Here is a 25233-nt window from a genome sequence, read left to right on the forward strand (position 1 = left end):
CCAAATTTAAAGAAAAAAGGAGGAGTTTGACATGATGCAGCACTCAAAAAAGTCTTTAAAAAGATTAAAGGACGATTCTCCATAGTTTAAATTGAAGGGATTTTTTTAAGGAGGCTATTAAATGACCCAATCAACCATAGATAGTATAAAAATTGTAAAATACCATGAAGGATTAGCTAAATCAATTGCTGATATGTGGAATGAAAGTCGTGAGGGCTGGGGCGGAGATGCTAGTATCATGACTGAAGAGCAAGTCATTGAAAAAGAAGCTAATTCAGAAGATTTGTTTTTATACCTTGCTTTAGATAATGAAAAGGTAGTGGGGTATTGTGGTATATCTGAATATAAAGAAGATGTCAAAGCTCTTTATATTCGATTATTAAATGTTCATCCAGATTATCAGGGGAAAAAGATTGGTAAGCAATTAGTTTTGAAAGCTGTTGAAAAAACAGTTGAACTCGGATGGCCGCGGATTGATCTATATACATGGGCAGGAAATGTAAAGGCAGTACCTCTTTATAAAAAATGTGGTTTCTTTTGGGAGGACCGAGATGAAACGACTCACCTCATGAATTTTATCCCATTAGTCTTGCAAAATGAACTTTTAAAACCATATTTTCAACACTTAGATTGGTATAAAGATAATAAGAGAGTTATTGAAGTAAAACCTGATGGAACGAAAGAGAATGGATTTACTTTTTTTGAATATATTTGGCAGAATGAACAGTACTATGTCAGGGTTCAGATTGAAAAGAGTGGAAGAGGAATTCGTCTCATTGAAACAAATGACTATTTATTAGAAATTAAGATGGATAGTCACTCAAAGATTGAGGGAAGAGATGCAAATTTACAGGTTTTTGTAAAAAATAAAACGAATGAGGCTTTGACTATCGATGTGAACGGATTGCAAAATGAACGAATTCATGTTCATGCTACTTATAAACAAGTAAACGTCAAAGAACAATACCATATAGATATACCTGTATCCATCTATGATGGAAGTGAACCGAACGAGTGGGTTACACATCCTAAAGCAGAATTAAATATTCAAATGAATGGGCTGAGATCTATAATGGCTCTAGGAACCTACCCGAAAAAAGCGATGAAGTTAAAATGGGTGTACCACCCGAAAAAATTTGAAACCAATAAAAGGCAAATCTGTTATTTAGAGATTGATAATCAATTAAAACAGAATGCTGAAATCTCACTTGAATTACCAGAGAATTCCTGGCTGGAGTGGACGGAACCAATTATCACAAATTCTGTTGAGGAAATTGGACTATTGGAGGTTCCATTTTTAATCAATAAATATGGATTTATACAGGCTGAATGTAAAGTAACGGTGAAAACAGAAGATGAGACCTTCGAATGGTCAGAACCAGTTGCATTTTCTCTTCCAAATTTCGGCGTTAAAGCATGTGGGTATGATAAAGAATATTATTACTTACAAAATGGCTACTATAAACTGCGTATAAGAAAAAGAGACAATGCAATGACAGTTGGTTCTGAGGAAAATCTTATTCAAAGAACAGTGATGTTTCCTCCGAAATTTGGTAAACCCTATATTGGAGAACTTTCGAAAAAAGAGGCAAGTCATTTTGACTGGAATCAGGATGAGCAAAAGTCAACATTAAAATTATTTTATGAGATTTCTAAGCCATCAAAATTAAAACTAATAGCTTGCTTTGAATTATATGGAGAAGGGCTATTGAAATATTGGTTAGAAATTGAAAATGGTTCCCAGGATGAATTGCATGAACTTTATGTATACCAACCCATTAGACATGAACTTAATCAAACATATGTCCCTTTAAACAATAATATTATATATTTTAACGATGCTAAAATGACGGATCTCAGCCAATTAAATAGTAATGAAGTTTCGGAGAATTGGATTTTTTCAGAGGACCTAAATGAACCTCATGGTCTATCTTGGAGTAAAAATGCAAAAATAGGCTTTGATGGTTGGCTACTATATGTAGAAGAGAAGATAGAAACGCTTCAAGTAAAGGGGAAAATAAGAACGAGTCCTATCCATATAGCGGTTGGGGCAATTAAATCTGTTGAAGACTTTCAATTTTTTGCGACCGGTTTACGTGAAACAATGCTCATCAATAAAGAAGTAAATTTATCTACTCCGACAACTAATTTAGTTTTAGCGGATCAAGATAAAATGGCGGTACAATTAAAAAGAATCCAAAATCGATATTTTCACGGAACACTATCCATTGAAGAAGGACAGGAAATAATCCATCAAATGGAGATACATCAAGAAAATAATCAGGATATTCAATTGGAAATTCCAACAAAGAAAAAAGCGTTTACTCCTATTCACTATTCATTGGCAAGTGATTCGCAGCAAATACAAGGTTCAATGTTATTTATTCAACAAGATCAAACAAAAATTCAGTTAACCAAAGAGGAAGAACAATCTATTTATAAGTTAACGAATGGTGATTTAACTATACGGGCATCAACGAGATTTTTTCCAACACTATATTCAATTAAATATAAAGACCAAGAGTGGTTAGATTCTAGCTTTCCAGTCCCTGAACCAAAAGCATGGTGGAATCCTTGGGGGGGTGGAGTACAGTCATCTTTAAATGGGATTAGTCTTTTTTCATGGTTAAAAGAACAATCCTATACAACATTTGTGAAGAAAACGGATCAGCACGGGAATGTATGGGAAGGGTTGGCTATTCATACGAATTTTGAAAAACATGAAAAATGGAAAGGATTAAGAAGTATTCAATATTATTTAACCTTGCCAGGTGTGCCAATTATCGTTCATTTTACAGAATTAGCTCATCTCCATCGCTCAATACATGAATCACTTTATACTGAATTTTGGTTAAAGAAAGGATCGATTAACCATACAATGGCACAATTAGTTGATACTAAAGGAAGCCAATGGTTCAAAGCGGGGTCAGAAGAACATATCTTCCGTTCTAGCAATCCTTATCTAGTTTCTAATCATGATCAAACAGAATGGATGCAAGTATTTTCGGCAAATTCAAAGGCAGATTCAGAATGTATTTTTAGCGAAGAATTTGCCCTAGCAGCTACAATTTCTCATTTAAATATTAATCCAGGTGAAGATCATAGAACGGAACCAATTTTTATGTTATTCCCAGGAACGCCGATAGAAAAAGAAGCGATTGAAAGTTTAAAAACCATTAAATTTTAGGAGAAAGTTATGAAAATTATTGATGCACATATCCATTTCTCCAATATTCGTTCATTCCATGAAACCGCTAATCAGCAATCACATGTTGATTACTCAAAATCTGGGATTGTAAAGGAATTTACTGAAGCTGGAGTTGTCCTAGGTATAGGCATGGGGTTAACAGAAACAACAGGGATAGGATTCCCGGATCCCGAAGCAATGACCCCTATGGGATTAGATTTAGATACTGAGCTACCAAATAACATCGTTTACTGTGCAGGAATTAATCCATATTCTTTAAATGACCAAAGTCTAATATTTCTAGAAAAAGAGCTCCAAAAACCAAATGTAGTGGGATTAAAGATATATTTGGGTTATTATCCTTTCTATGCTTATGATGAAGTATATCATCCAGTCTATGAACTTGCTGAAAAATATGATGTTCCGGTTGTTTTTCATACGGGGGATACTTATTCTGAGCGTGGTTTACTGAAATATTCTCATCCACTCACATTAGATGAAGTAGCTGTTCGGTACCGAAATATCCGTTTTATCATGGCTCATTTCGGTGATCCCTGGGTATTAACAGGGGCAGAAGTTGTTTATAAAAATTCAAATATGTATGCTGATTTATCAGGATTAATTGTTGGTACCGAAAAAGAGTTGAAAAGTTATTCGGAAGGTCGCTTTTTAGACCATTTACGTCATGCATTAGTTTATTGTGATCATTATGATCGATTATTATTTGGGACGGATTGGCCATTAGCACCGGTAAAACCCTATATTGAATTCGTAAAGAATCTGATACCAGAAAGATTTCACGAAGATGTTTTTTACAATAATGCTTTAAAAGTGTTTCCACGGTTAAGAAACATTATAGAGTAACGATAAGGGGATACAAAAGATGAAACTAGTAAGTGGTACCATTGCTTTAAGTTCTCATTAGTAATGTTTATGTATTTAATTGAAACATTTTCACCGTATCCTAATAACAATAATGGTTTATGTGTTTTTCCTTTCATCCTTTTCTTCTTGTCTATTTATTTCTTTGTAACTTATAAACAGGAAAAGGTGAAGAAAGTAAAAGGGATTAAGTCTGAGGATAGTGATTAAGGTAGGTAATAAAGAGTGGCTATGAATATGGAAGTTCCGTATTCATAGCCCTTTTTAGTTTTTCACTCTATTTAACTGAAATAAAGAACTTATAGTTGCCAGTGTTAACCCAATAATAAATCCTTGGATCATACCAACGAATAATGTGCAAATAAATGTAATAAGTAAACTAAATCCATCAAGGGGCTTATTTTTTAATAGTAAAATCATCCTTTTAAGATTTATTAAAGGGTAGACGGAAACAATTATCACAGCTGCTAGAGTAGCAAGTGGTAAATAATAGAATATAGATGTGAAAAAGAGGAGAGTAGTTAATATCATGAACATAGAAATGATGTTTGCAAGTTTAGTTTGTGCACCGGATTGATAGTTAACAGCTGTCCGGGACAATGCACCAGCAACTGGAATCGATCCGACAAAAGCACTTGAAATATTTGCTGAACCTAATGCAGTCAATTCCCGATTAGGGTGAACTAGTTGATTTTCCTTTTCTGCAATAGAATGGGCGATTGCATATGATTCTAGAAAGGAAATGAAGGCGATAATACATGCTGTAGGTATGAGTGCTTTCATATCTTCCAAATTTATTTTAGGAAGTATAAATTCAGGAAGCCCATTAGGAATATAGCCAACTATAGCTGTATGGTAGGGTAATAAAAACATTTTATTTATGATTGGAAAAAGAAAAACAAGTAATAATGGTCCAGGTGAAATGCTAGTGGTTTTCTTTAGGGTTATTAATATAATGATACTCCCTATACCAATCAAGGTAGTGACTGGATGAATAGAAGGTAGGTTTGTAAACAATTTAAACATATAGTTAAGAACATTAGTTTGTGTAATCCGTTCTATACCTAATAAAACATCGATTTGATGAAGGATTATAATAACCGCTGCAGCAGAAATAAACCCACTGATCACATGTTTAGGAATGTAATTAACTAATTTGCCTACATGAAAAATCCCTAATAGAATTTGAATGATTCCTACTAAAAAAGTAAGTTGTACCATTGCTTCAAAAAAATGAAGAGACTGTGGTTTTGCTATTGAAAAAACTCCTGCAAAAGCAATAAGAGAGATGATGGAAGTTGGGCCTACAGATAAAAATTTGGATGAACCGAGTAATGTATATATTAATAAAGAAGTAATGGCTGCATATAGGCCATATACAGGATTGACACCTGCAAGATTCGCATAAGCCATACTTTGTGGGATAAACAGTATGGCAACGATAATACCAGCAGTTAGATCACTTGAAAAGGAATGACGAATATGGTGGTTTCTAAAATGTGGAATCGATGTATGTTTTAGTGCCACAAATGTTCTCCTTTCTATAGTTTGTCCTTTTAAAAACATATTCGAAATACAAGGATTTATGAGTAGGATGATGGGGAAAAAGAGGCTTGTCTACAAGAAATTAAGTTCTTTGTATACAAGCCACTTATTATTGTTAGTATAAATTGGATCTTATCTTAAAAATATTACTTTTCACATATAGTTTTTGGTGTGTGTATTCTTCATTTTCTAATCTACGTTTGATTGCGAAGAACATTAATAATATCCTAATGCTTTTTCTTACAAAGTAAATGAAGAAACTATAATTTAAATGAACTCTTTAATGATACTACACGATTAAAGACGATTGAATCAGATGTAGTATGTTTTGGATCAACATTAAAATACCCGTGTCTGAAGAATTGAAATTTATCATATGGTTTCGCATCAGCCATATTTGGTTCTACAAAGCCTTGGGCAACTTCCAATGAATTTGGATTGATATGATCTAGGAATGTTCCGCCATCTTCATCTAGTTCCTCGTCTAATATTAATGAATCGTATAAACGAAACTCAGCAGGAACTGCTTTTGAAGCTTCGACCCAATGAATCGTACCTTTTACTTTTCTACCTGTAAATCCAGTGCCACTCTTTGTTTCAGGATCATAAGTACAACGTAATTCTATAACTTCACCGTTTTCATCTTTTATGACCTCTTCACATTTTATGAAATAGGCATGTTTTAAACGTACCTCATTCCCAGGGAAAAGGCGGAAATATTTCTTTGGCGGATCCTCCATAAAGTCCTCTTGTTCAATATAAATCTCACGAGAGAATGGAATTTTTCTCATTCCCATTTCTGGAACTTCAGGATTGATTTCCGCGTCCAGCATCTCTACTTGTCCTTCTGGATAATTAGTAATGACAACTTTTAATGGTTTCAATACTGCCATTGTACGAGGTGCTTTTAATTTTAGATCTTCACGGATAAAATGCTCAAGCATTTGAACATCTACTGCACCGCTGCCCTTTGTAATCGCAAGTTCTTCACAAAAGGCGCGTATTGCCTCAGGTGTGTAGCCTCTGCGACGTAAACCAGAAATGGTTGGCAGGCGAGGATCATCCCAGCCATCAACGATTTTTTCATCAACTAATAGCTTTAGTTTTCGTTTACTCATGACTGTATTCGTTAAATTTAGACGTCCAAATTCAATTTGTCTAGGAGTTGCTTCCATTTCACAGTTTTTAACTACCCAATCGTAAAGTGGTCGTTGATCTTCAAATTCTACCGTACACAGTGAATGAGTAATTCCTTCAATAGCATCCTCAATTGGATGGGCAAATGCATACATCGGATAAATACACCATTTATCTCCTGTATTATGATGATTAGTATGTGAGATACGATATAGAACTGGATCTCTTAAGTTAATATTAGGGGAAGTCATATCAATTTTTGCACGTAATACTTTTTCACCATTGGCAAATTCACCATTCTTCATTCGTTCGAATAAATCAAGATTCTCTTCGATTGAACGGTTTCTTGAAGGGCTCTCTATTCCAGGTTCTGTTAATGTACCACGATGCTCTCTAATTTCATCAGCTGAAAAGTCTTCAACATAGGCAAGTCCTTTTTTTATTAAAAGCACAGCTCTTTTATACATTTCTTCAAAATAGTCGGAGGCAAAGTGAAGATTTTCCCACTCATAGCCAAGCCATTTTACATCTTCCTTAATTGACTCAACAAATTCTATATCTTCCTTTAAAGGATTTGTATCATCAAAACGGAGGTTTGTCTTGCCATTAAATTCATCTGCTAAAGAGAAGTTAATAAAGATGGATTTTGCATGACCGATATGCAAGTAACCATTTGGTTCAGGAGGAAAACGAGTAACAATTGTATCATGTTTTCCGTTATGTAAATCTTCCACCATAATATTTTTTATAAAATTGGACGGAGTCGTTTTTTCTTCCATTAATTAATCACCCTTCTAACACATTCATTTTGCATATTCTAATATTATAACAAACAAAACAAAACAGTAAACATTTCTCTTAAGAATATGTAAAGAAAAGGGTTCTTCTTTATGTTATATATTGAAAACATGGTAAAATAAATGGATGTGAGGGGAGAGAGAACTATTTGGAAGAGATCATTAAGAGAACAGAGCAATTTATAAAAAAAGAATTAGGCGAGGATACCAGTGGACATGATTATTATCATGTGAACCGTGTAAGGAAACTTGCTTTACATATAGCTGAAAATGAAGCAAATGGAGATCTGTTCATTATTGAAATGGCGGCCCTCCTTCATGATATACCTGACGAAAAATTAAACACGGACATCCATGCAGGGATGACTAAATTACATTCCTTTTTAGCCTCTATTCAGCTAACAGATGTCCAAAGGCAACAAATCATCAATATTATCAGTAAGCTATCATTTAGAGGGGGAAATGAAGCAGAGTTAACTACCTTTGAAGAAAAAGTAGTTCGCGATGCTGACCGACTTGATGCAATTGGGGCAATAGGGATTGCTCGTGTTTTTGCCTATGGAGGAAAAAAAGGACAACCAATATATGATCCAGACATCTCAGTACGTGAAAACATGACAGTGGAACAATATCGAAAGGGTAAATCAACTTCAATACATCATTTTTACGAAAAGCTATTATTACTAAAGAATCGAATGCATACCGAGACTGCCAAAAAATTGGCCGAAGAAAGACATCAGTGGATAGAAAACTTTTTAAAACAATTTTTTAAAGAATGGAATGGTGACATATGAGATCATTAACTGTTGAAAATCTTTCAAAATCTTACGGAGATAAACAATTATTTCAACAGATTTCATTTCATATTAATGAAAAAGAAAGAGTGGGTCTCATTGGTGTAAATGGAACCGGAAAATCTAGTCTGCTTAAAATTATTGCAAAAATTGATGATCCAGATACAGGTGAATTAATCCACCCGAATGATTACACAATCAACTATTTATCACAACAACCAGATTTAAATCCCGAACTTTCTATTTTAGAACAGGTATATCAAGGAGAAGCGGCGATAATGAAGCTGTTACGAGAATATGAGACCGCTCTTATAAAACTCGAACAGGAACCGGAAAATCAAGTATACCAAGAACAGCTATTTAAACTTCAAGCTGATATGGATGCACAAAATGCTTGGGATGCAAGTTCAAATGCAAAAACTATTTTATCCAAATTAGGTATTGATCATTTTTATAGAAAAATTGGAGAGTTGTCTGGAGGACAACAAAAGCGTGTTGCTTTAGCACAAGTTCTTATTGAAACACCAGATTTATTAATCTTAGATGAACCAACCAATCATCTAGACTATGAATCGATCAAATGGTTAGAAGAGTATTTAGCAAAATATCAAGGTGCAGTTCTATTAGTCACTCATGATCGTTATTTCCTCGATCATGTTACGAACCGAATTTTTGAATTGGATCACGGTTCTTTATATGCTTATCAAGGAAATTATCAATCCTTTATCGAAACGAAGGCAAGGCGTGATGAAGAAAATATCCAAGCAGAAGAAAAAAGAAAAAACTTATATCGAAGAGAATTAGCATGGATGAGACGGGGAGCAAAAGCACGTTCTACGAAACAAAAAGCAAGAATACAAAGATTTGAAGAATTAGAAGGGAACTTAGGAAATGTTCCAGCAAAAGAAAACGTAGACATTGCTATCCAAGGAAGTCGGTTAGGTAAACAAGTGTTCGAATTTCAACATGCTTATAAATCGTATCCGACTCAAATGATTTTAAAAGATTTTAATTGGTTAGTAAAACCTCAGGATCGCTTTGGAATTGTTGGTAAAAACGGAAGTGGTAAATCAACGCTTATGAATATGATTGCTGGTAAAATTGAGTTGGATCAAGGTAGTTTTATTACAGGTCAAACGGTGAAAATCGCCTATTACCAGCAACAAAATGAAGAGTTAGATGAATCGAAACGAATGATAGAATATATAAGGGAATATGGGGACGTTGTAACGACTAAGGATGGGGAAACCATCTCTGCAGCGCAAATGCTAGAAAGATTTTTATTTCCGATGCATACCCACGGTACACCTATTAGAAAATTATCAGGTGGAGAAAAGCGTCGCTTGTATTTATTAAAACTATTAATGGGAAAACCGAATGTTCTCCTATTGGATGAACCAACGAATGATCTAGACACCCAGACTTTAACGGTTTTAGAGGATTATTTAGAAGAGTTCCCTGGTGTTGTCATTTCAGTCTCGCATGATCGCTATTTTCTTGATAAAACTGCTGAACAGCTTCTTGTGTTTCAAGGAGATGGAGTGATTGATAAATATTATGGGACATATAGTGAGTATTTGGAGCAATCTGTGAAGACTATCAAGTCAGGGCAAGTAAAAGAAAAAGTAAAAGAAGACACGTCAGCGATTGAACAAAATAAACCGGCTAAAAAGAAAAAATTATCCTATAATGAGCAACGTGAATGGGATGAGATTGATACCAAAATTTCAGAAACAGAAGCAAAACTTGAATTACTACAAAATCAATTAAATCAGGTTGGGAGTGATTTTGAAAAGGCTCAAGCATTGACAGAGGAAATTGACGTTGAAAATGAGAAGCTTGAACAGTTAATTGAAAGATGGAGCTATTTATCTGAACTCATCGAATCCTTCTCCTCATAATTTACTATTGTTTTTTTAACTAATATTGGTATTGATTTAGACAATTTATTTGAAGCGTTTTAAAAGATTAAGCTATCTAATACAGTTTGTGCGAATTAAAACAAGATAAAATTCTCTTATGTTAAAATGGGGATAAGAAAAAAGAGAAGGGTGGATATTGATTCATGAACATTATTTCTATTGAACCTACACCGAGTCCAAATACAATGAAAGTAATATTAGATCAGGAGCTCCCTGCAGGTAAAAGCAATAATTATAAACAAGAACAGATTGAAGATGCGCCAGCCTATATTAAAGCTATACTAGAAATTGATGGAGTCAAAGGTGTGTACCACGTAGCAGATTTCCTTGCGGTTGAACGAAATGGAAAAGTTGATTGGCAACAAATCTTACCAAAAGTAAGGGAAGTATTTGGGGAAGAGGATGGAAATCAAGCAGACCATGAGATCGTAGATGAGCATTTTGGAGAGGTTAATGTTCATGTCCAAATGTTTAAAGGAATTCCTTTGCAAGTAAAGCTTACAGATGGGGAACATGAACAGCGATTTGGTCTTCCAAGCATGTTTGTAGAAGCGATGAATGAAGCTCAGCTAGAGGGAGATAATTATGTACTATTAAGAAGATGGCAAGAATATGGTGTTCGCTACGGTGATCTTCAACAGATCGGTGAAGATGTAGTTGAAGAACTCTTAGCTGCATACCCAGAAAATAGATTGAAAAATCTCGTTGAAATGGCAAAGAACCCTGAAAGTTCTAAACAATTGAAGAAACTTATAAAACTTACCCCGGAAATGTTAGATGATCCTGATTGGAGAAAGAGATATCAGCTTCTCGAACAAATGGAAGAGCCAACAGTAGAAGATCTCCCTTTATTAGAAAAGGCACTAGCAGATGAAAAATCTTCAATTAGAAGATTAGCAGTTGTTTATCTTGGGATGATAAAAGATAAACAAGTTCTCCCCTTATTATATAAAGGCTTAAAAGATAAAGTTGTAACGGTAAGAAGAACAGCAGGGGACGCTTTATCAGATCTTGGTTTCAAAGAAGCAATAGAACCAATGATGGAGGCGCTTAGTGATAAGAGTAAAATAGTACGTTGGCGAGCTGCGATGTTCTTATATGAAGAAGGAGATGAAAGAGCACTTTCTGCGTTACATCAAGCAGAAAATGATTCGGAATTTGAAGTTCAGTTACAGGTGAAGATGGCAATTGAAAGAATAGAAGGTGGAGAGCAAGCTAAAGGATCAATTTGGAAGCAAATGTTGGAAGCCCGTCAAAAAAATAGTTAAACGTATACTACCAAAAACATTGACTTTCTTGCTTTCAAAAAGAAGAGTTAAATGAAAAAATTTGTTCGAATTGTAGGACATAAGCTATTGTTAAAAGAAATCCATATTAAATGAGTGTAAAAGCGAATAGGAGGCTGAATAATATGTCAATGGCATATGAAGAATATATGAGAGAAATAGTAAAACCTATGCGGGCAGAATTAGTCAATGCAGGTTTCAAAGAACTAACTACGGAAGAAGAAGTAGAAAATTTTATGAATACTGTCGAAGGAACAACATTAGTGATTGTTAATTCTGTATGTGGGTGTGCAGCTGGATTGGCTCGCCCTGCAGCTGTTTCTGCTGTTCAAAGCAGTACAAAAAAACCAGATCATTTAGTTACTGTATTTGCTGGCCAAGATAAGGAAGCGACAGGAAAAATGCGTGAATTTTTTACTGGTTTTGAACCATCCTCTCCATCTATGGCCATACTAAATGGTAAAGAAGTTGTTCATTTCATTCCGAGAGATGAAATCGAGGATCATGATGTGGAAGAGATAGTAAGTAATTTGACAACTGCATTTGATAAGTATTTATAATAGGGTGTTTATTTACACCCTGTTTTTTTGTTATAGAAAAATAGTGAATTAAATATAGTATTGAATGAAGGTTGAAAAAATGATTGTAACAACAGCAGGACGAACGGATAAAAAAATGATAGAGAAGGCAAAATTAATTGCAGCTGAACTACTATTACGATATATTCCCCGAAACAAGCAATCTGTAAAAAGGTTACATGACTTATATAGCTGTGATTGTCTGATTGTAGGAAAAGAAAGACTGGAATTAGTTCCTTTCGCTTCAGATCAAGCGTTTTTCTTTCACCCTAATTCAGCAAGTTTCAGAATTAAAAGATTAAAAAAGGGTGACAAAGATCCATTTATCGATGCCTGTCAATTATCGACTGGAATGTCGATTTTAGATTGTACAATGGGACTCGCATCTGACAGTATTGTTGCATCCTTCATCGTTGGAAATACAGGGAAGGTCATCGCAATTGAAGCCAATCCTTATTTGCATTATATTGTGAAAAATGGATTAACACAGTGGCGATCGGAAATAGAAGAAATGAATCATGCCATGAGGAGAATAGAAACAAATCATGCAGATCACTTAGAGTTTTTAAAAGGTTTACCAGACCATTGTGTAGATATCGTCTATTTTGATCCAATGTTTGAAGATGCAATTTTATCATCTGATGGCATATCAGGGTTACGGCAATTTGCTTCCTATTCTTCATTGAATGAGGGGCTAATTTCTGAGGCAAAGCGAGTCGCAAAAAAACGAATCATTCTAAAAGATCATTTTCGCTCCCCCAATTTTCAAATGTATGGATTCCATGTCAATATTAGAAAGTCCGCAAAATTTCATTATGGAGTAATTGAACTTGAAACAAAATAGAAGGACTATCTGATCTGATCTGAACCCAAAAAGTTAGACACGAATTTTAAGCAGCTTCCTTGGCATGAGTACGGTATTGAATCGGACTCATGCCTTTTAATTTTGCCTTAATTCGTTTGTGATTGTAATAGTGAATATACTTCTCTAATTCTTCTTTGAAATGCGCCATACTGTTAAATTCTTCAAGATAAAGCAGTTCACTCTTTAATAAGCCGAAAAAATTCTCTATCACCGCGTTATCTAAACAATTCCCTTTACGAGACATGCTTTGTGTAATTCTATGTTCTTTTAATGCATGTTGATACTTCTTCATCTGATAATGCCAGCCCTGATCAGAGTGAAGAATAGGGGTATCGCAATCTTCTAATCTCTTAAAAGCCTTGTCCAACATCTTTGAAACAAGTGCGTAAACTGGGCGTTTTTCAACATTATATGCAATAATTTCTCCGTTATAAAGGTCAAGGACTGGTGACAAATATAGCTTTTCCCCATGTAAATGAAATTCCGTTACATCGGTTACCCACTTCTCATTTGGCTTTGTTGCTTGAAAATCACGTTCTAAAATATTTGGGGAGATTTTTCCTACTTTTCCACGGTATGAACGATACTTTTTCATGCGGACAAGACATTTTAACCCCATCTCATTCATTAAGCGGTGCACCGTTTTATGGTTTAGTTTTATACCACGATTACGCAATTCTAAGGTGATACGACGATAGCCATATCGACCTTGGTGTTCATCAAAAATCTGTTGGATCACTTCTTTCACTTCTTTATATTTATCTGGTTTATTCATTTGGTTTACCCAGTAATAATACGTACTGCGAGGAATTTCAGCCACTTTTACTAAATCTTTCACTTTAAATTCCTGCCTTAGTTCATAAATTACTTTCGCTTTGTCTTGTACTGTAATCTTTCCTTTTCTTGAACTAAGGCATTCAACTTTTTTAAATAGGCGTTCTCCATACGTAAACGTTCAATTTCAGCGAGTAGTGCTTCTGGTGATCCTTCTACTGGTTGAGTTTTCTTTGATTCCTTTTTCATGGATGGACGCCCCTTCTTTTTCGGTTGTAGAGCGTCTATCCCTTGTGTTTCAAATAAACGTTTCCAATTCCACACAGTGCCAGAGTCAGGAATGTTAAAGACTGTGGTGGTTTCATTAATGGACGCTCCCATTTCATTTATATAATGAATTACGTCCATTTTAAACTCAACCGAATAATTTGTATATGTTTCCCGAAAAGCTTCCAATCCATGTTGTCGATACTTCGCTACCCATTTTTTCAACATCGTTGTACTGACATTATGGCGTTCTGCTGTATCTTTGAAAGATTCCACACCTTTAAGGTAGTCTTGAATAGCATTTAATTTAATTTCAAGTGAATATTTCGTCATAAAAAACTGCACCTCCAATTGTTAGTTGTGTCTAACAATTGGGGTGCAGTTCAGATCCAGATAGTCCTCTATTTATATCATTCATTAATCTGTTATGGTTAAATAAACAAAATATGCCAGCATGATAAATATACCAATATAAGTAAGTGTTGTTTCCATTTCGACCCCTCCTATGAATGAAATAAGTTTACACAAGGATATGTAAGTTACAATTAGCTTATACCGTTACAGTATAAAATACTCTTCCTTTACAATAAATAATTTTAGATTTACAATATTCATATAAAGATTAATTTTAGAATATTACTATTTAATCAATTAATCAAACAACATATATACTACTATATATCCTTTAGGTAATAATTGAAACCTTTTCATTCGAAAAATCGTCTATATAAGTATATGATTCTAGTAACTGGACTTAAGTGGAGAATAATCATGTCTTATCTTAATAGAAAGGACTATGTTATATGAAACAATGGTTGAGAAAATCCGTCGTAATACTCGTTTCTATATTAACATTTGGGCTAGTGACACCTGCCCATGCAATTTGGAATGAGAATCACGGGGTTGATAAAGCAAAACATCAAAATGAAGCTTCAGATTTAAAACAAGCTACAACACTTAGCAGCTATATAAGTGAACATCAAGAAAATAATCGTGACACGATTATTCAAAAAATGATGATGGAAGCTGAGAAACAATCCTTTGAAAAGTTTGGTGAAAAAATTTCACCAATTATTGAAGATGAATTTCGCCAAGTGATTCTACCAAAAATCCAAGATGCAATTGAATTGACGATTGCAGAATATCCAGAAGAAGAATTATCTTCATTGGCCATTACTGAAACACCAAGTGGTGGCGTAAGTGAGAAAATTTTCCATATTTACAATATTGAGACGAATGAAGACATTATTCGTTTTCACGTTAGAAGAGACCACCCACCTATGGATGGGTATTATTTTAATTTTCATTATCATACTAAGTTTGATAACTATCAAACCCATTATCATTTAGGGGAAATATACTGGGATAAAAATACACCACCAAAATGGATGAGCGTTTAAAAAATCGGCTAAGACCGATTTTTTTTATTTACCAAATTTTAATTAAAAGTAGTGACTATTTCTCTATGATATAATGAAATTATTATACTAGTTGGAAGTGGAGCCAACGGGGAAATACTTAATGATTAGTCTTTTAATTTTTTCTTTAGTGCTGCTGCAAGGAAATTCAAAACCTGATATTGATGGAATTCTATTGAAAAATTCAAAGCTCTTTCAAACGGTGAGCTTGAAATCGGGCAAGCAATTAAAAAATATAATCATATTACCAAATCATAAAAATTACAATTATGGGGAAGTAAAAAAAATTATTTCTAGATTGGACCATTTACCATCATCTATGCTTAATCGGGCAATGCTAGCGGGCATAAAAGTTAAACTATTCGATGGCAAGCTCACCGATAATCCCTCAGCTGCTTTTTTAAAAGGAATAACCCCAAGAGGTTATCAGGATCGGTCCATTACATGGGATAAAGTTCCGGGTATTGGTGGCTCACAAATCGTATTAGTGAAGATTGGTAGTAGTGAACAAGGAATGGGGCATGGTTCTGTAAATTTAGAGCTTCATGAAATGGCTCATTCATTAGAGCGATTTCTCTATTCTTCTAATGACAAAAAAAGGAATTTTAAGTATATTTGGAAAGAGGAAGCACCATTATTATTCCCCCATACACAATATTTTTTAACATATCCAGAAGAATATTTTGCAGAAACCTTTGCGATGTACTACTATAATAAAGTAACGAAAAATGAATTAAGGCGATTGGCACCAAGCACATACACCTATATTTCACTTCTTCAGTAGAATTGGGGGATATCAAGTAATGAAACAGTATTTAGATTTATGTCAACATGTACTAGAAACTGGAGTAACTAAAGAGGATCGCACTGGAACAGGTACTATTAGTACATTTGGTTATCAAATGCGCTTTGATCTTCAACAGGGTTTTCCGCTTTTAACGACAAAAAAGCTACATATGAAATCAATCATACATGAACTTCTGTGGATGTTAAAAGGGGATACGAACATTAGCTATCTCCAAGAAAATGGTGTAAGGATTTGGAATGAATGGGCTGATGAAAATGGTAATCTTGGTCCCATTTATGGACATCAGTGGCGCTCATGGACTGGAGCTGATGGAACAACCGTTGACCAGATAGTCGAAGTGATTCAACAAATTAAAACCAATCCTGATTCACGGAGAATGATTGTGAATGCTTGGAATGTAGCAGAAATTGATAAAATGGCGCTTCCGCCATGCCATTGTTTCTTTCAGTTTTATGTAGCAAATGGAAAATTATCATGTCAATTATATCAACGCTCAGCAGATATTTTCTTGGGCGTTCCATTTAACATAGCATCATATGCATTATTAACGATGATGATTGCACAAGTATGTGATTTAGAACCGGGTGAATTTGTGCATACTCTAGGGGATGCACATATTTATAAAAATCATATCGAACAAATCCAGTTGCAATTAACAAGAGAACCACGCGCTCTACCAAAAATGGTTATAAATCCTAATGTAACAAATATTTTTGATTTTAAATATGAAGACTTCGAGATTCAAGCATATGACCCACATCCACATATAAAAGGAGTGGTAAGTGTATGATTTCTTTTTTATGGGCACAGGATGAAAAAGGGGTTATTGGGCGAAATAATCAGTTACCATGGCATATTCCCGAGGATTTAAAATATTTTAAACGAACTACGATGGGACACCCCATTGTGATGGGACGGAAAACCTTCGACTCTATTGGGAAACCACTACCAGGGAGACAAAATATTATCATCACTAGAGATGTAGATTTTAAGGCTGAAGGTTGCTTAATTTTTCAGTCTAAACAGCAGCTACTAGAATGGGCATCTAAGAATGTTCCAAATGAGATTTTTGTTACCGGGGGAGCGGAAATTTTTGGCTTACTGATGGATGAGGTGGATCGGTTGTATGTTACAAAAATCTACCATGATATTGAGGGAGATACGTATTTTCCAATCATCGAGTGGGATGAGTGGGATTTAGTCTCATCAGAAACAGGTCTAAAAAATAAGGATAATCCTTATGATTATGAATTTCAGGTATATCAAAGAAAACCGTGAACATATCTTGTTCACGGTTTTCTACATTTCTAAGTGATATCGTATTAATGTTGTTGTTAAATGGTTGTTTTACATCAAGATTTACACAAAGTATAAGACACAAAAGTACATAAATGCATTTCCACCTATGACAAATAAATGCCAAATTGCATGGGAGTATGGCAATCTTCGCCATATATAAAAAATTGCACCAATTGTGTAGAGGATTCCACCAGTTAAAAGTAAACCAAAGCCAGTACCTGTAAGACTTGCATAAAGGGGTTTAATTGCAATAATAACAAGCCACCCCATTAAAATGTAAAATAGAGTGGAGAGGATTCGGAAACGGTGAATCATAAAACATTTAAAAGTAATTCCTAATAAGGCAAGACCCCAAATGATTCCGAATAATGTCCAACCGAATGCTCCATTAATAGATATTAAGACAAGTGGAGTATATGTGCCGGCGATTAATAGATAAATAGCCGAATGATCGAGAATAGCAAATACCTTGCGGGCTCTAGATGGCTTAAAGCTGTGTAGCATAGTTGAAAATAAATAAAGCAATAACATAGTTGTTCCAAAAATAATGAAACTAACCATATATACAGGATTATTTTTTTGTGCTGCAAAGATAATAAGCATGACTAATGCAGGAATACTTAATAAAAATCCTATACCATGAGTAATTGCATTTGCGAGCTCTTCTTTCCAATCATAGAAATAAGTACTATTCAATTAGTCTACCTCCTTCTATAACCATTACAATTTCGCGATTTTTCCTTCATAACTTAACCATATGATAACTGTTTCTACAGTGTTAAGCAAACTTTTCCTAGGATGCTTAATTGATAGAGCCAATCCTTTTTTTTAAACATGCTTTAAAACCAAGCCTTCTCACATAGATGTAAGTAAGGAGATGAGATCATGAGGAAAAAAAAAGTTCTTTTTTTTAGTGATTTCGGTGTCGATGACATGCTTGCAGGAATATATGCCTATTTTAGTGAAGAAATAGAGCTTGTTGGCTTTGTAGCAGATTATGGGAATGTTTCAAGAGAAGATGCTTTGCGGAATGTTAAATTTTTCCAACAACTAACAGGGATTTATGATGTACCAGTTTTCGGTGGTGCGGTGATTCCTCTTACTGGAGAAAGCCCCGTTTACTATCCTGAAATTCATGGACCATCTGGTTTAGGTCCGATAATACCCGAACTATATACACAAAATTCATTGGAAAATTTCAATAGTATTAATGATGTGATAAAAAAATATGAAAACGAACTAATTATTTTTAGTGCTGGCAGACTAACTTCGTTGGCAACAATGTTTATTTTATATCCAGAAATGATGAAAAAAGTGAAAGGAATTTATATGATGGGGGGTGCTTTTCAATCACCAGGCAATGTAACTCCAGTTGCCGAAGCGAATATTTTTAGTGATCCTTACGCTGCCAATCTAGTCATGCAGTTATCTCCTATAAAGATTCATATTGTTCCGTTGGATGTGACCAAATATGCTATTCTTACTCCAGAACTAGTGAACGAATTGCATACTCATTATAGTATGACAAAAAATAAAGTTGGACAATTGATTAAACCTATGATCGATTTTTATTTCAATTATTATAAAAAAATGAATCCAAAATTAATAGGTAGTCCCATACATGACTTATTTGCCATTTGGTCCATAAGTGATTATGCCGATATAAAGTTTGTTGATGTTCCTGTGAAAATTTGTGTGACAAAAGGGGATGCTTATGGTCAAAGTTTAGGAGATTTTCGCGAAACTATTATGAAGGCACCATGGCCAGTCCATCATATTGCCCAACAATTTAATTATTCACTATTTATTAAACAGGTCATTGAAACATTAACTGCAATCAAAAGTTAAAAAGTATGAAAAATTCCCTTTAAAAATGTTTGACCCTTAATTTACGTGTTATAATAAAACAATGTAAAAGTGGGGTGATGTGTAATGAAAAGAATTCTCACCTTCCTTTTTGCTACTATGTTATTTGTGTCAGGTTGTTCGAGTGGAACAGCAGAACATGCATTAAAGAGCATAGATGTTCAAGATAAAAAAAATCCTCCATCTAGTTTTATTCCTAAGGATGTGGAAATAGTCTCTGTTGGTGATTCATTAACTCAAGGTGTGGGTGATAGTACAAATCAGGGTGGATATATTCCGTATTTGAAAAAAAATCTTGAAACATTAAAAGAGGTAAGGTCAGCGAATTTTCAAAATTATGGTGTCAAAGGGAATCGTACCGATCAATTAGAAAAAAGACTAGATCAAAAGGAAATAAAAAAAGCGATTAAAAAAGCAGATTTAGTTATTATAACAATCGGTGGAAATGATGTAATGCAAGTGTTTAAAGATAATTTTTCAAGTCTTCAAGTATCTAAATTTGAACAGGCATTAGTAGGTTACAAAAAAAGACTGGGAGAAATCATTGAAACAATTCGAGAAAATAATCCCGAAACGGGGATTGTACTTGTTGGTATATATAATCCATTTATGAAATGGTTTTCGGATATTAAAGAAGTGGATGAAATCATTAAGGAATGGAATCAAGCCAGTGAACAAATTTTGGCTAAATATAGTAAAACAAAGTTTATTCCAATCTTCGATATATTTGAAAATCAAGAAGAGGACTTACTGTATACCGATTATTTTCATCCAAATGATCATGGCTATAAGCTAATGGCGAAACGAATCTTTAGTTATTTAGACAATAATAAATTAGCTCAATTCATAGAGTAATATGGTGCAAGGGAAGAGATACAATGAAAAAAAGTCGATGGAAAATCGCATTTTTTAGTTTATTAGTCCTAAATATTTTGATTGTCGGTTTACTATCATATTTCATTTTTAGTCCCGGTGTTAATGAGATTCCAAAATATAATGTCAAAGAATCTGATAAAATCAACTTAAAAGTAAAATCGAATAAAAAAGACTTAACAAATTTAATTAACCATTATATTCAAAAGGAGAATTTAAACGGTCCGATAGATTATAGTGTAAATTTAGATAATGAAGTTGAGCTTTTTGGAACAATGCAAATTTTTTCAGAGGATGTCCAATTAAAAATGACTTTTGAACCAGTAGCACTAAAAAACGGTGACTTATTATTAAAGCAAAAATCGATTTTAATTGGAGATCTAAATTTACCTGTTTCATATGTGTTGAAAATTATTCAAAAGTCATATAAACTGCCCGAATGGGTAACAATTGTACCGAATGAAGAAGTAATCTATGTCGGTTTACATGATTTAAAGGTAAATAATATGACTGTACGAGCAAATACATTTGATTTAGAAAATGATGATATTGAATTTTCCTTACAAGTACCAATGAACTAACCAATATGTATAAAAATTACACATCGATAGGAAAGGATTAATAGTTTAATCCTTTCTTTTTTATTGGCTGTTTTCATCTAGTGCCTTTTGTAAAAGTCCAGCTGTCGAATTTTACTTCTGTTATAGGCTTTTTGCAGTTCTTATTTAGCTTGCAGCTCTTTTCTAAGTGAAATGAAGGGGGAATGTCTTCAACGGATGTTTATTAGTTGAAAGCTTACGTAAATAACAACTATGTTTGAGAAGAGAGGCTTTTTTAATAGATGATTACAGAGTGATTAAGTAACACAATACTATGATTAAGATTGGGCTTGAAAGTAGTATTAGTTATTTCTCTAATGGTTTCTTTTGTTAAAGAATTTTTTATTTCGAGATCGACAGTCATAGGCGTTAAAGTTAAGTAAGGTGTAGCCTCTTTAAATCCAATTGTAGAGAAAAGAGTGTTTCCATTTTTAATAGAAACATCGATATTCTTATAAAATGAGCTTAAATTGATAACACGTATATTTGTGATTGGTGATTGGATTTTATTATCATCAATATATTCAAGAAGTTGAAAGGTTTTGTCTTTACTAATGAGAGGTAATGTATAATGATGATTTTCTTTGAGTTTCACTTCCTTTCGAATGATTGGAGTAGATGTAGATCCTTGTGGATAAATCTCTATTAAATAAATACCAACAGGTAAGGTAATATATTGACTAATTTCTTTAAAAGAAAAATTATAGAGTATTTTCTTTCCATTCAAATAAACGTCTACTCCCTTTAAGCTTTGTGTTGCATGTAGAAAACGTATAATAATTGGCGGAAGATAGATTTGTCTATTAACGTTAGTAGGTAAATGTTTATGAAAAACCCTAACAGAATTTAAAGTATTTAGAAATGAGGTAGAATTTGATTGAATATAAGGATTTCCTAAATGATGAAAAAAATACGATTGATCTGCCATACTATTCTCTCCATTCATTAAATACGATGGTTTACCGTTGTCATTGTATTCGTTATCATCTGTAAATGTTTCCTATTATTTGTGCATTAATAAAAAAAAGCGTAATATTTATTTTAAATAGATGGAAAGGATGAGAAATTTGCAAACGGAAAAGGCTACTTTTGCAGGTGGATGCTTTTGGTGTATGGTAAAGCCATTTCATGAACAACCAGGCATAGAGAGTGTTGTTTCAGGATATACGGGAGGAAGAACAGAGAACCCTACATATGAAGAGGTATGCTCGGGAACAACTGGTCATACTGAAGCTGTTCAAATCACATTCCACCCAGATACTTTTTCGTATGAAAAATTCTTAGAAGTATATTGGCAGCAAATTGATCCTACAGATGAATATGGACAATTCTTTGATCGAGGAATCTCGTATCAGCCTGCCATATATTATCATAACGATCATCAGCAGCAATTAGCGTTAAAATCGAAGAACGATTTACAGACAAGTGGGAGATTTGATAAACCTATTGTTGTTAAAATTCTACCAGCAACAACATTTTATCCGGCGGAAGATTATCATCAGGATTACTATAAGAAAAATCCTTCACATTACAACGCATACAATGAAGGATCAGGAAGAGCGTCATTTATTCGAAAGCATTGGAGTGATATTCATGAAAAATGAGGAAATCAAATCTAAATTAAATCCGTTACAATATGAAGTGACACAAAATAATGGCACTGAACCACCGTTCCGAAATGAATATTGGGATCAATTTGCTGAAGGAATTTATGTTGATATTGTCTCTGGAAAACCACTATTCAGTTCCAAAGATAAGTTCGATGCAGGGTGTGGTTGGCCTAGTTTTACAAAACCAATTGTTGAAGAAGAAATTATGGAAAAAAGAGATACAAGTCATGGAATGATTCGTACTGAAGTGAGAAGTAAAACGGCAGATTCACACCTAGGGCATGTATTTGAGGATGGTCCAGGACCAACAAAGCTTCGTTATTGCATAAATTCAGCTGCTTTGAGATTTATCCCGAAAGATAAACTTAAAGAAGAGGGATATGATGAATGGGCTTCCTTGTTTGAGGATCACAAAGAATAAGAAGTATGTTCAATAAATATGGGCAAATACACATACAAAAAATAGGTTATCATCATACCTTAGCATTGACAAAAAAATGAGGAGTGAAAGGTATGTACTACGGATATGATAACTGCTGCTATCCAACATATAATTATGCCCCATGTGGTTATGGATATGGTGGTGGATACAGAAATGGTTTTGCTCTAATTGTTGTTCTATTTATTCTTTTAATTATTATTGGCGCAAGCTGGATAGGACCTAAATGTTAAATATAAAATGGGGAGGTCAAAACTCCCCATTTCTATTTGTGTATTAAATTTTAAAATTAGAAATAAGTGATCTTAAGTTTTCTGCTTGCTTAGATAGTTCAGATGCAGATGCTGTAACTTCTTCCATAGCTGCTGAACCTTCCTCTGAGGCAGCTGCAGTTGTTTCAGTATGAGAAGCTGTAATTTCAGCGATCTCACTAACAGCGGTGAATGAAGTGGAGACCTCCTTGCTAAGAAGTAACGTCTGTTCAATCTGTGCGACCATTTCGGCAACTACATCATTCGTTTGAGTGGACTGTTGCAAAATTCTTTGAAGTGACTGATTGGTTTCGTTTGATATTTCAACTCCAGCAACAACAGCTTGAACACCATCTTTATTTTGGCTTATGATTCTGTGCACTTCATCTTGAATTGAGTATACAATCTTTGTTACTTCTTTTGCTGCTCCTTGAGATTGTTCTGCAAGCTTTCTAACTTCATCGGCTACCACTGCAAAGCCACGTCCATGTTCACCAGCACGTGCTGCCTCAATAGCCGCATTTAGTGCCAAGAGATTTGTTTGTTCAGCAATTCCTGTAATCGTGTTTATAATTTTGGTGATTTCATCAGATTTTTTACCAAGTGCTTCCACAGTTGTGCTAGTACTAGCCATTGTTTCCTCAATGCCCATAATTTCATTGGATGCTTTTTTGACGGATTCACTACCAGTTACTGCAGCTGACTGCATTTGCATAGCAGCAGTTTTTACACGATCAGCCTGTGAATGTAATGAATGGACTAGTTTCTCTAAATTCTTCATCTTACTCAAAGACTCATCCATTTGAGTGGTTGTTTTTTCACTTCCAGTTGCAATCTCACTTGATGTTTCAGCAATTGACAGAATGGTTTTAGAGGTTTCTTCAGCTGATGCTAGTAATTCTTCACTACTAGCTGAAACATTCTCAGACATTGCAGATACTCTTTTTACAAGCTCAGCAATTCCTTGAATTAAAGTATTTGTATCTTTAGCTAAGTCTGAAAGTTCATCATTTGACTTAACAACAATCCTCTTGGTTAGATCTCCTCCAGCATTTGCTATATCAAGTATGGATCGACTGATTTTTCTTACACTTGTAACGATATTTTTAGACAAAATGATTGCAAGTACAACCGATAAAATTAGTGCTAAAGAGGACAATCCAATGGTTACTATTTTTGCAATATTTGCTTGAGTATGTAAGTTGTCAATTCGTTGCTTTGTAGATTTCGATTCTGCTTCAATTAGAGCCTGAATATTATCATTCATTTGCTTCATATAATCTTGGCCTCTAGCAGACTTTACTTCTTTTCCAGCTTCTTCGATTGTCCAAAAATCACGAATTTGTATAACCTTGTTAACCCACTCAACCCAGAATTGATAGGAATTTTCAATACCGTCCAGTTTATTTAATTGATCTTTGTTGTTTTTTAATAATTTTTGTAGATCTTTGATTAATACACCTGCATGGTCTTTTTCTTTTTCTAACGTCTTTAAGAATGTTTTATCTCCAGAAGCAACATAGCTTAATTCTGCAGATTCAATTTTTAAGGAAGTGTTTTCAATATCTTTTACTTTATCATGAATAACTAAATCCTTATTTACCACTCTATCAATTTCAGATTCAAGCTTAGACATATTGATATAGGAAGTAGTAGTTAAAATCATTAATAGTATGGTCAGAATACTAAAGGATACTACAACCTTTCCACGTATTGTTTGTAAATAAGATATGATTTTTCCTTTTTGAGCATTTGTTTTTTGCTTTTTATTATCTGATTTTTGAAAGAGGGTCTTTTTCCCTAGTGTTGTTTCTTTGTTCTTTTTTGGTATATGACTTTTTTCCTTTATTCTCTTTTGTTGTTTTTTCACCAAACCTTTTCCCCCTTTTTCCCTTTATAACTGAATTTAAAAACTATTAATAATTATCATTTTAACCTGAGTGGACTGAATTATCTAGTAATTAAAAATAATTTTGTCGAAAAAGAAAGAAAATTTATGTGAAAAAAGTGATAGAACATTCGTCATGTGTTTAAAA

22 protein-coding genes and 1 pseudogene are annotated in these 25233 nt (G+C 34.0%); 17 read left to right on the plus strand and 6 right to left on the minus strand.

Features of this window, described 5'->3' with window-relative positions; all coding sequences use genetic code 11:
* The first annotated feature begins 121 nt into the window (after positions 1 to 121).
* Positions 122 to 3187 (plus strand): GNAT family N-acetyltransferase, encoded by a 3066-nt coding sequence (locus tag NST63_RS10910; protein ID WP_341042081.1) that lies wholly within the window; start codon positions 122 to 124, stop codon positions 3185 to 3187.
* Positions 3188 to 3196: 9 nt separating this feature from the next.
* Positions 3197 to 4051: an amidohydrolase family protein gene (locus NST63_RS10915; protein ID WP_212942771.1), complete on the plus strand. Its 855-nt coding sequence runs from the start codon at positions 3197 to 3199 to the stop codon at positions 4049 to 4051.
* Between the two features lie 282 nt (positions 4052 to 4333).
* On the opposite strand, the gene NST63_RS10920 is transcribed toward NST63_RS10915, so the two are convergent.
* Positions 4334 to 5596 (minus strand): SulP family inorganic anion transporter, encoded by a 1263-nt coding sequence (locus tag NST63_RS10920; protein ID WP_341042082.1) that lies wholly within the window; start codon positions 5594 to 5596, stop codon positions 4334 to 4336.
* 278 nt (positions 5597 to 5874) lie between these two features.
* Positions 5875 to 7530, minus strand: a complete 1656-nt coding sequence (locus NST63_RS10925; protein ID WP_212942767.1) for a glutamine--tRNA ligase/YqeY domain fusion protein — start codon at positions 7528 to 7530, stop codon at positions 5875 to 5877.
* A 167-nt stretch (positions 7531 to 7697) separates the two neighbouring features.
* On the opposite strand from NST63_RS10925, the gene NST63_RS10930 reads away from it, so the two are divergent.
* The 5 genes from NST63_RS10930 to NST63_RS10950 all read left to right on the plus strand — a co-directional run bounded on the left by NST63_RS10930 (position 7698) and on the right by NST63_RS10950 (position 12972).
* Positions 7698 to 8342: an HD domain-containing protein gene (locus NST63_RS10930; protein WP_212942766.1), complete on the plus strand. Its 645-nt coding sequence runs from the start codon at positions 7698 to 7700 to the stop codon at positions 8340 to 8342.
* Positions 8339 to 10243 (plus strand): ABC-F family ATP-binding cassette domain-containing protein, encoded by a 1905-nt coding sequence (locus tag NST63_RS10935; RefSeq protein ID WP_212942765.1) that lies wholly within the window; start codon positions 8339 to 8341, stop codon positions 10241 to 10243. The genes NST63_RS10930 and NST63_RS10935 overlap by 4 nt, the downstream gene beginning before the upstream one ends.
* Positions 10244 to 10407: 164 nt before the next feature.
* On the plus strand, positions 10408 to 11532 hold the full coding sequence (locus NST63_RS10940; RefSeq protein WP_341042083.1) for a conserved virulence factor C family protein: 1125 nt from the start codon (positions 10408 to 10410) through the stop codon (positions 11530 to 11532).
* Between the two features lie 143 nt (positions 11533 to 11675).
* Positions 11676 to 12110 carry a BrxA/BrxB family bacilliredoxin gene (locus NST63_RS10945; protein WP_341042084.1) on the plus strand — a complete coding sequence of 145 codons (435 nt, stop codon included), beginning with the start codon at positions 11676 to 11678 and terminating at the stop codon, positions 12108 to 12110.
* Between the two features lie 79 nt (positions 12111 to 12189).
* Positions 12190 to 12972 carry a class I SAM-dependent methyltransferase gene (locus NST63_RS10950; protein WP_341042085.1) on the plus strand — a complete coding sequence of 261 codons (783 nt, stop codon included), beginning with the start codon at positions 12190 to 12192 and terminating at the stop codon, positions 12970 to 12972.
* A 46-nt stretch (positions 12973 to 13018) separates the two neighbouring features.
* On the opposite strand, the gene NST63_RS10955 is transcribed toward NST63_RS10950, so the two are convergent.
* A protein-coding gene (locus tag NST63_RS10955) for an IS3 family transposase (protein WP_341042086.1) occupies positions 13019 to 14367 on the minus strand; the annotation gives its coding sequence in 2 pieces (ribosomal slippage) (positions 13019 to 13923 and positions 13923 to 14367; 1350 coding nt in all).
* Between the two features lie 470 nt (positions 14368 to 14837).
* On the opposite strand from NST63_RS10955, the gene NST63_RS10960 reads away from it, so the two are divergent.
* From NST63_RS10960 to NST63_RS10975, 4 genes are all read left to right on the plus strand, one after another.
* Positions 14838 to 15434: a YpjP family protein gene (locus NST63_RS10960; protein WP_212945158.1), complete on the plus strand. Its 597-nt coding sequence runs from the start codon at positions 14838 to 14840 to the stop codon at positions 15432 to 15434.
* Between the two features lie 121 nt (positions 15435 to 15555).
* Positions 15556 to 16236 (plus strand): anthrax toxin lethal factor-related metalloendopeptidase, encoded by a 681-nt coding sequence (locus tag NST63_RS10965; RefSeq protein ID WP_341042088.1) that lies wholly within the window; start codon positions 15556 to 15558, stop codon positions 16234 to 16236.
* A 19-nt stretch (positions 16237 to 16255) separates the two neighbouring features.
* Positions 16256 to 17050 carry a thymidylate synthase gene (locus tag NST63_RS10970; RefSeq protein WP_058006411.1) on the plus strand — a complete coding sequence of 265 codons (795 nt, stop codon included), beginning with the start codon at positions 16256 to 16258 and terminating at the stop codon, positions 17048 to 17050.
* Entirely contained in the window at positions 17047 to 17538 is a 492-nt protein-coding gene (locus tag NST63_RS10975) for a dihydrofolate reductase (RefSeq protein ID WP_341042089.1), read from the plus strand. Before NST63_RS10970 ends, NST63_RS10975 begins: the two co-directional genes overlap by 4 nt.
* A gap of 81 nt (positions 17539 to 17619) precedes the next feature.
* On the opposite strand, the gene trhA is transcribed toward NST63_RS10975, so the two are convergent.
* Positions 17620 to 18255: a PAQR family membrane homeostasis protein TrhA gene (gene trhA / locus NST63_RS10980; RefSeq protein WP_058006409.1), complete on the minus strand. Its 636-nt coding sequence runs from the start codon at positions 18253 to 18255 to the stop codon at positions 17620 to 17622.
* A 189-nt stretch (positions 18256 to 18444) separates the two neighbouring features.
* Between trhA and NST63_RS10985 the strand changes: the two genes are divergently transcribed.
* The 3 genes from NST63_RS10985 to NST63_RS10995 all read left to right on the plus strand — a co-directional run bounded on the left by NST63_RS10985 (position 18445) and on the right by NST63_RS10995 (position 20879).
* Positions 18445 to 19407, plus strand: a complete 963-nt coding sequence (locus NST63_RS10985) for a nucleoside hydrolase (protein WP_212945162.1) — start codon at positions 18445 to 18447, stop codon at positions 19405 to 19407.
* Between the two features lie 84 nt (positions 19408 to 19491).
* The gene (locus tag NST63_RS10990) at positions 19492 to 20280 is read left to right on the plus strand and encodes an SGNH/GDSL hydrolase family protein (protein ID WP_212945163.1); all 789 of its coding nucleotides are present in this window, start codon (positions 19492 to 19494) and stop codon (positions 20278 to 20280) included.
* Positions 20281 to 20303: 23 nt separating this feature from the next.
* On the plus strand, positions 20304 to 20879 hold the full coding sequence (locus tag NST63_RS10995; RefSeq protein ID WP_341042092.1) for a YpmS family protein: 576 nt from the start codon (positions 20304 to 20306) through the stop codon (positions 20877 to 20879).
* Between the two features lie 253 nt (positions 20880 to 21132).
* Here NST63_RS10995 and NST63_RS11000 read toward each other — a convergent pair whose 3' ends face one another.
* Complete coding sequence (locus NST63_RS11000) at positions 21133 to 21825, minus strand: DUF4397 domain-containing protein (protein WP_341042094.1); 693 nt, start codon at positions 21823 to 21825, stop codon at positions 21133 to 21135.
* Positions 21826 to 21964: 139 nt separating this feature from the next.
* Here NST63_RS11000 and msrA point away from each other — a divergent pair, with 139 nt between their 5' ends.
* The 3 genes and pseudogenes from msrA to NST63_RS11015 all read left to right on the plus strand — a co-directional run.
* Positions 21965 to 22501, plus strand: a complete 537-nt coding sequence (msrA, locus tag NST63_RS11005) for a peptide-methionine (S)-S-oxide reductase MsrA (RefSeq protein WP_341042095.1) — start codon at positions 21965 to 21967, stop codon at positions 22499 to 22501.
* Complete coding sequence (msrB, locus tag NST63_RS11010) at positions 22491 to 22928, plus strand: peptide-methionine (R)-S-oxide reductase MsrB (RefSeq protein WP_341042096.1); 438 nt, start codon at positions 22491 to 22493, stop codon at positions 22926 to 22928. Before msrA ends, msrB begins: the two co-directional genes overlap by 11 nt.
* A gap of 161 nt (positions 22929 to 23089) precedes the next feature.
* Positions 23090 to 23179, plus strand: a pseudogene (locus tag NST63_RS11015) (YjcZ family sporulation protein); the annotation flags it as partial.
* A 43-nt stretch (positions 23180 to 23222) separates the two neighbouring features.
* Here the strand turns inward: NST63_RS11015 and NST63_RS11020 are convergent.
* A complete protein-coding gene (locus NST63_RS11020) occupies positions 23223 to 25067 on the minus strand; it encodes a HAMP domain-containing methyl-accepting chemotaxis protein (protein WP_341044174.1) in 1845 nt (614 codons plus the stop codon).
* Positions 25068 to 25233: the final 166 nt, after the last annotated feature.

The organism is Heyndrickxia sp. FSL W8-0496 (assembly GCF_038007825.1).
GTDB lineage: Bacteria > Bacillota > Bacilli > Bacillales > Bacillaceae_C > Heyndrickxia > Heyndrickxia oleronia.

Bases quoted from the DNA above. Each gene is read 5' to 3' on its own strand.
- NST63_RS11000 (WP_341042094.1), bottom strand. From the start codon at position 21,825: ATGGCAGATCAATCGTATTTTTTTCATCATTTAGGAAATCCTTATATT.
- NST63_RS10910 (WP_341042081.1), top strand. From the start codon at position 122: ATGACCCAATCAACCATAGATAGTATAAAAATTGTAAAATACCATGAA.
- NST63_RS10915 (WP_212942771.1), top strand. From the start codon at position 3,197: ATGAAAATTATTGATGCACATATCCATTTCTCCAATATTCGTTCATTC.
- NST63_RS10950 (WP_341042085.1), top strand. From the start codon at position 12,190: ATGATTGTAACAACAGCAGGACGAACGGATAAAAAAATGATAGAGAAG.
- NST63_RS10990 (WP_212945163.1), top strand. From the start codon at position 19,492: ATGAAAAGAATTCTCACCTTCCTTTTTGCTACTATGTTATTTGTGTCA.
- NST63_RS10995 (WP_341042092.1), top strand. From the start codon at position 20,304: ATGAAAAAAAGTCGATGGAAAATCGCATTTTTTAGTTTATTAGTCCTA.
- NST63_RS10970 (WP_058006411.1), top strand. From the start codon at position 16,256: ATGAAACAGTATTTAGATTTATGTCAACATGTACTAGAAACTGGAGTA.
- msrB (WP_341042096.1), top strand. From the start codon at position 22,491: ATGAAAAATGAGGAAATCAAATCTAAATTAAATCCGTTACAATATGAA.
- NST63_RS10940 (WP_341042083.1), top strand. From the start codon at position 10,408: ATGAACATTATTTCTATTGAACCTACACCGAGTCCAAATACAATGAAA.
- NST63_RS10985 (WP_212945162.1), top strand. From the start codon at position 18,445: ATGAGGAAAAAAAAAGTTCTTTTTTTTAGTGATTTCGGTGTCGATGAC.
- NST63_RS10925 (WP_212942767.1), bottom strand. From the start codon at position 7,530: ATGGAAGAAAAAACGACTCCGTCCAATTTTATAAAAAATATTATGGTG.
- NST63_RS10965 (WP_341042088.1), top strand. From the start codon at position 15,556: ATGATTAGTCTTTTAATTTTTTCTTTAGTGCTGCTGCAAGGAAATTCA.
- NST63_RS10945 (WP_341042084.1), top strand. From the start codon at position 11,676: ATGTCAATGGCATATGAAGAATATATGAGAGAAATAGTAAAACCTATG.
- NST63_RS10960 (WP_212945158.1), top strand. From the start codon at position 14,838: ATGAAACAATGGTTGAGAAAATCCGTCGTAATACTCGTTTCTATATTA.
- NST63_RS10935 (WP_212942765.1), top strand. From the start codon at position 8,339: ATGAGATCATTAACTGTTGAAAATCTTTCAAAATCTTACGGAGATAAA.
- NST63_RS10975 (WP_341042089.1), top strand. From the start codon at position 17,047: ATGATTTCTTTTTTATGGGCACAGGATGAAAAAGGGGTTATTGGGCGA.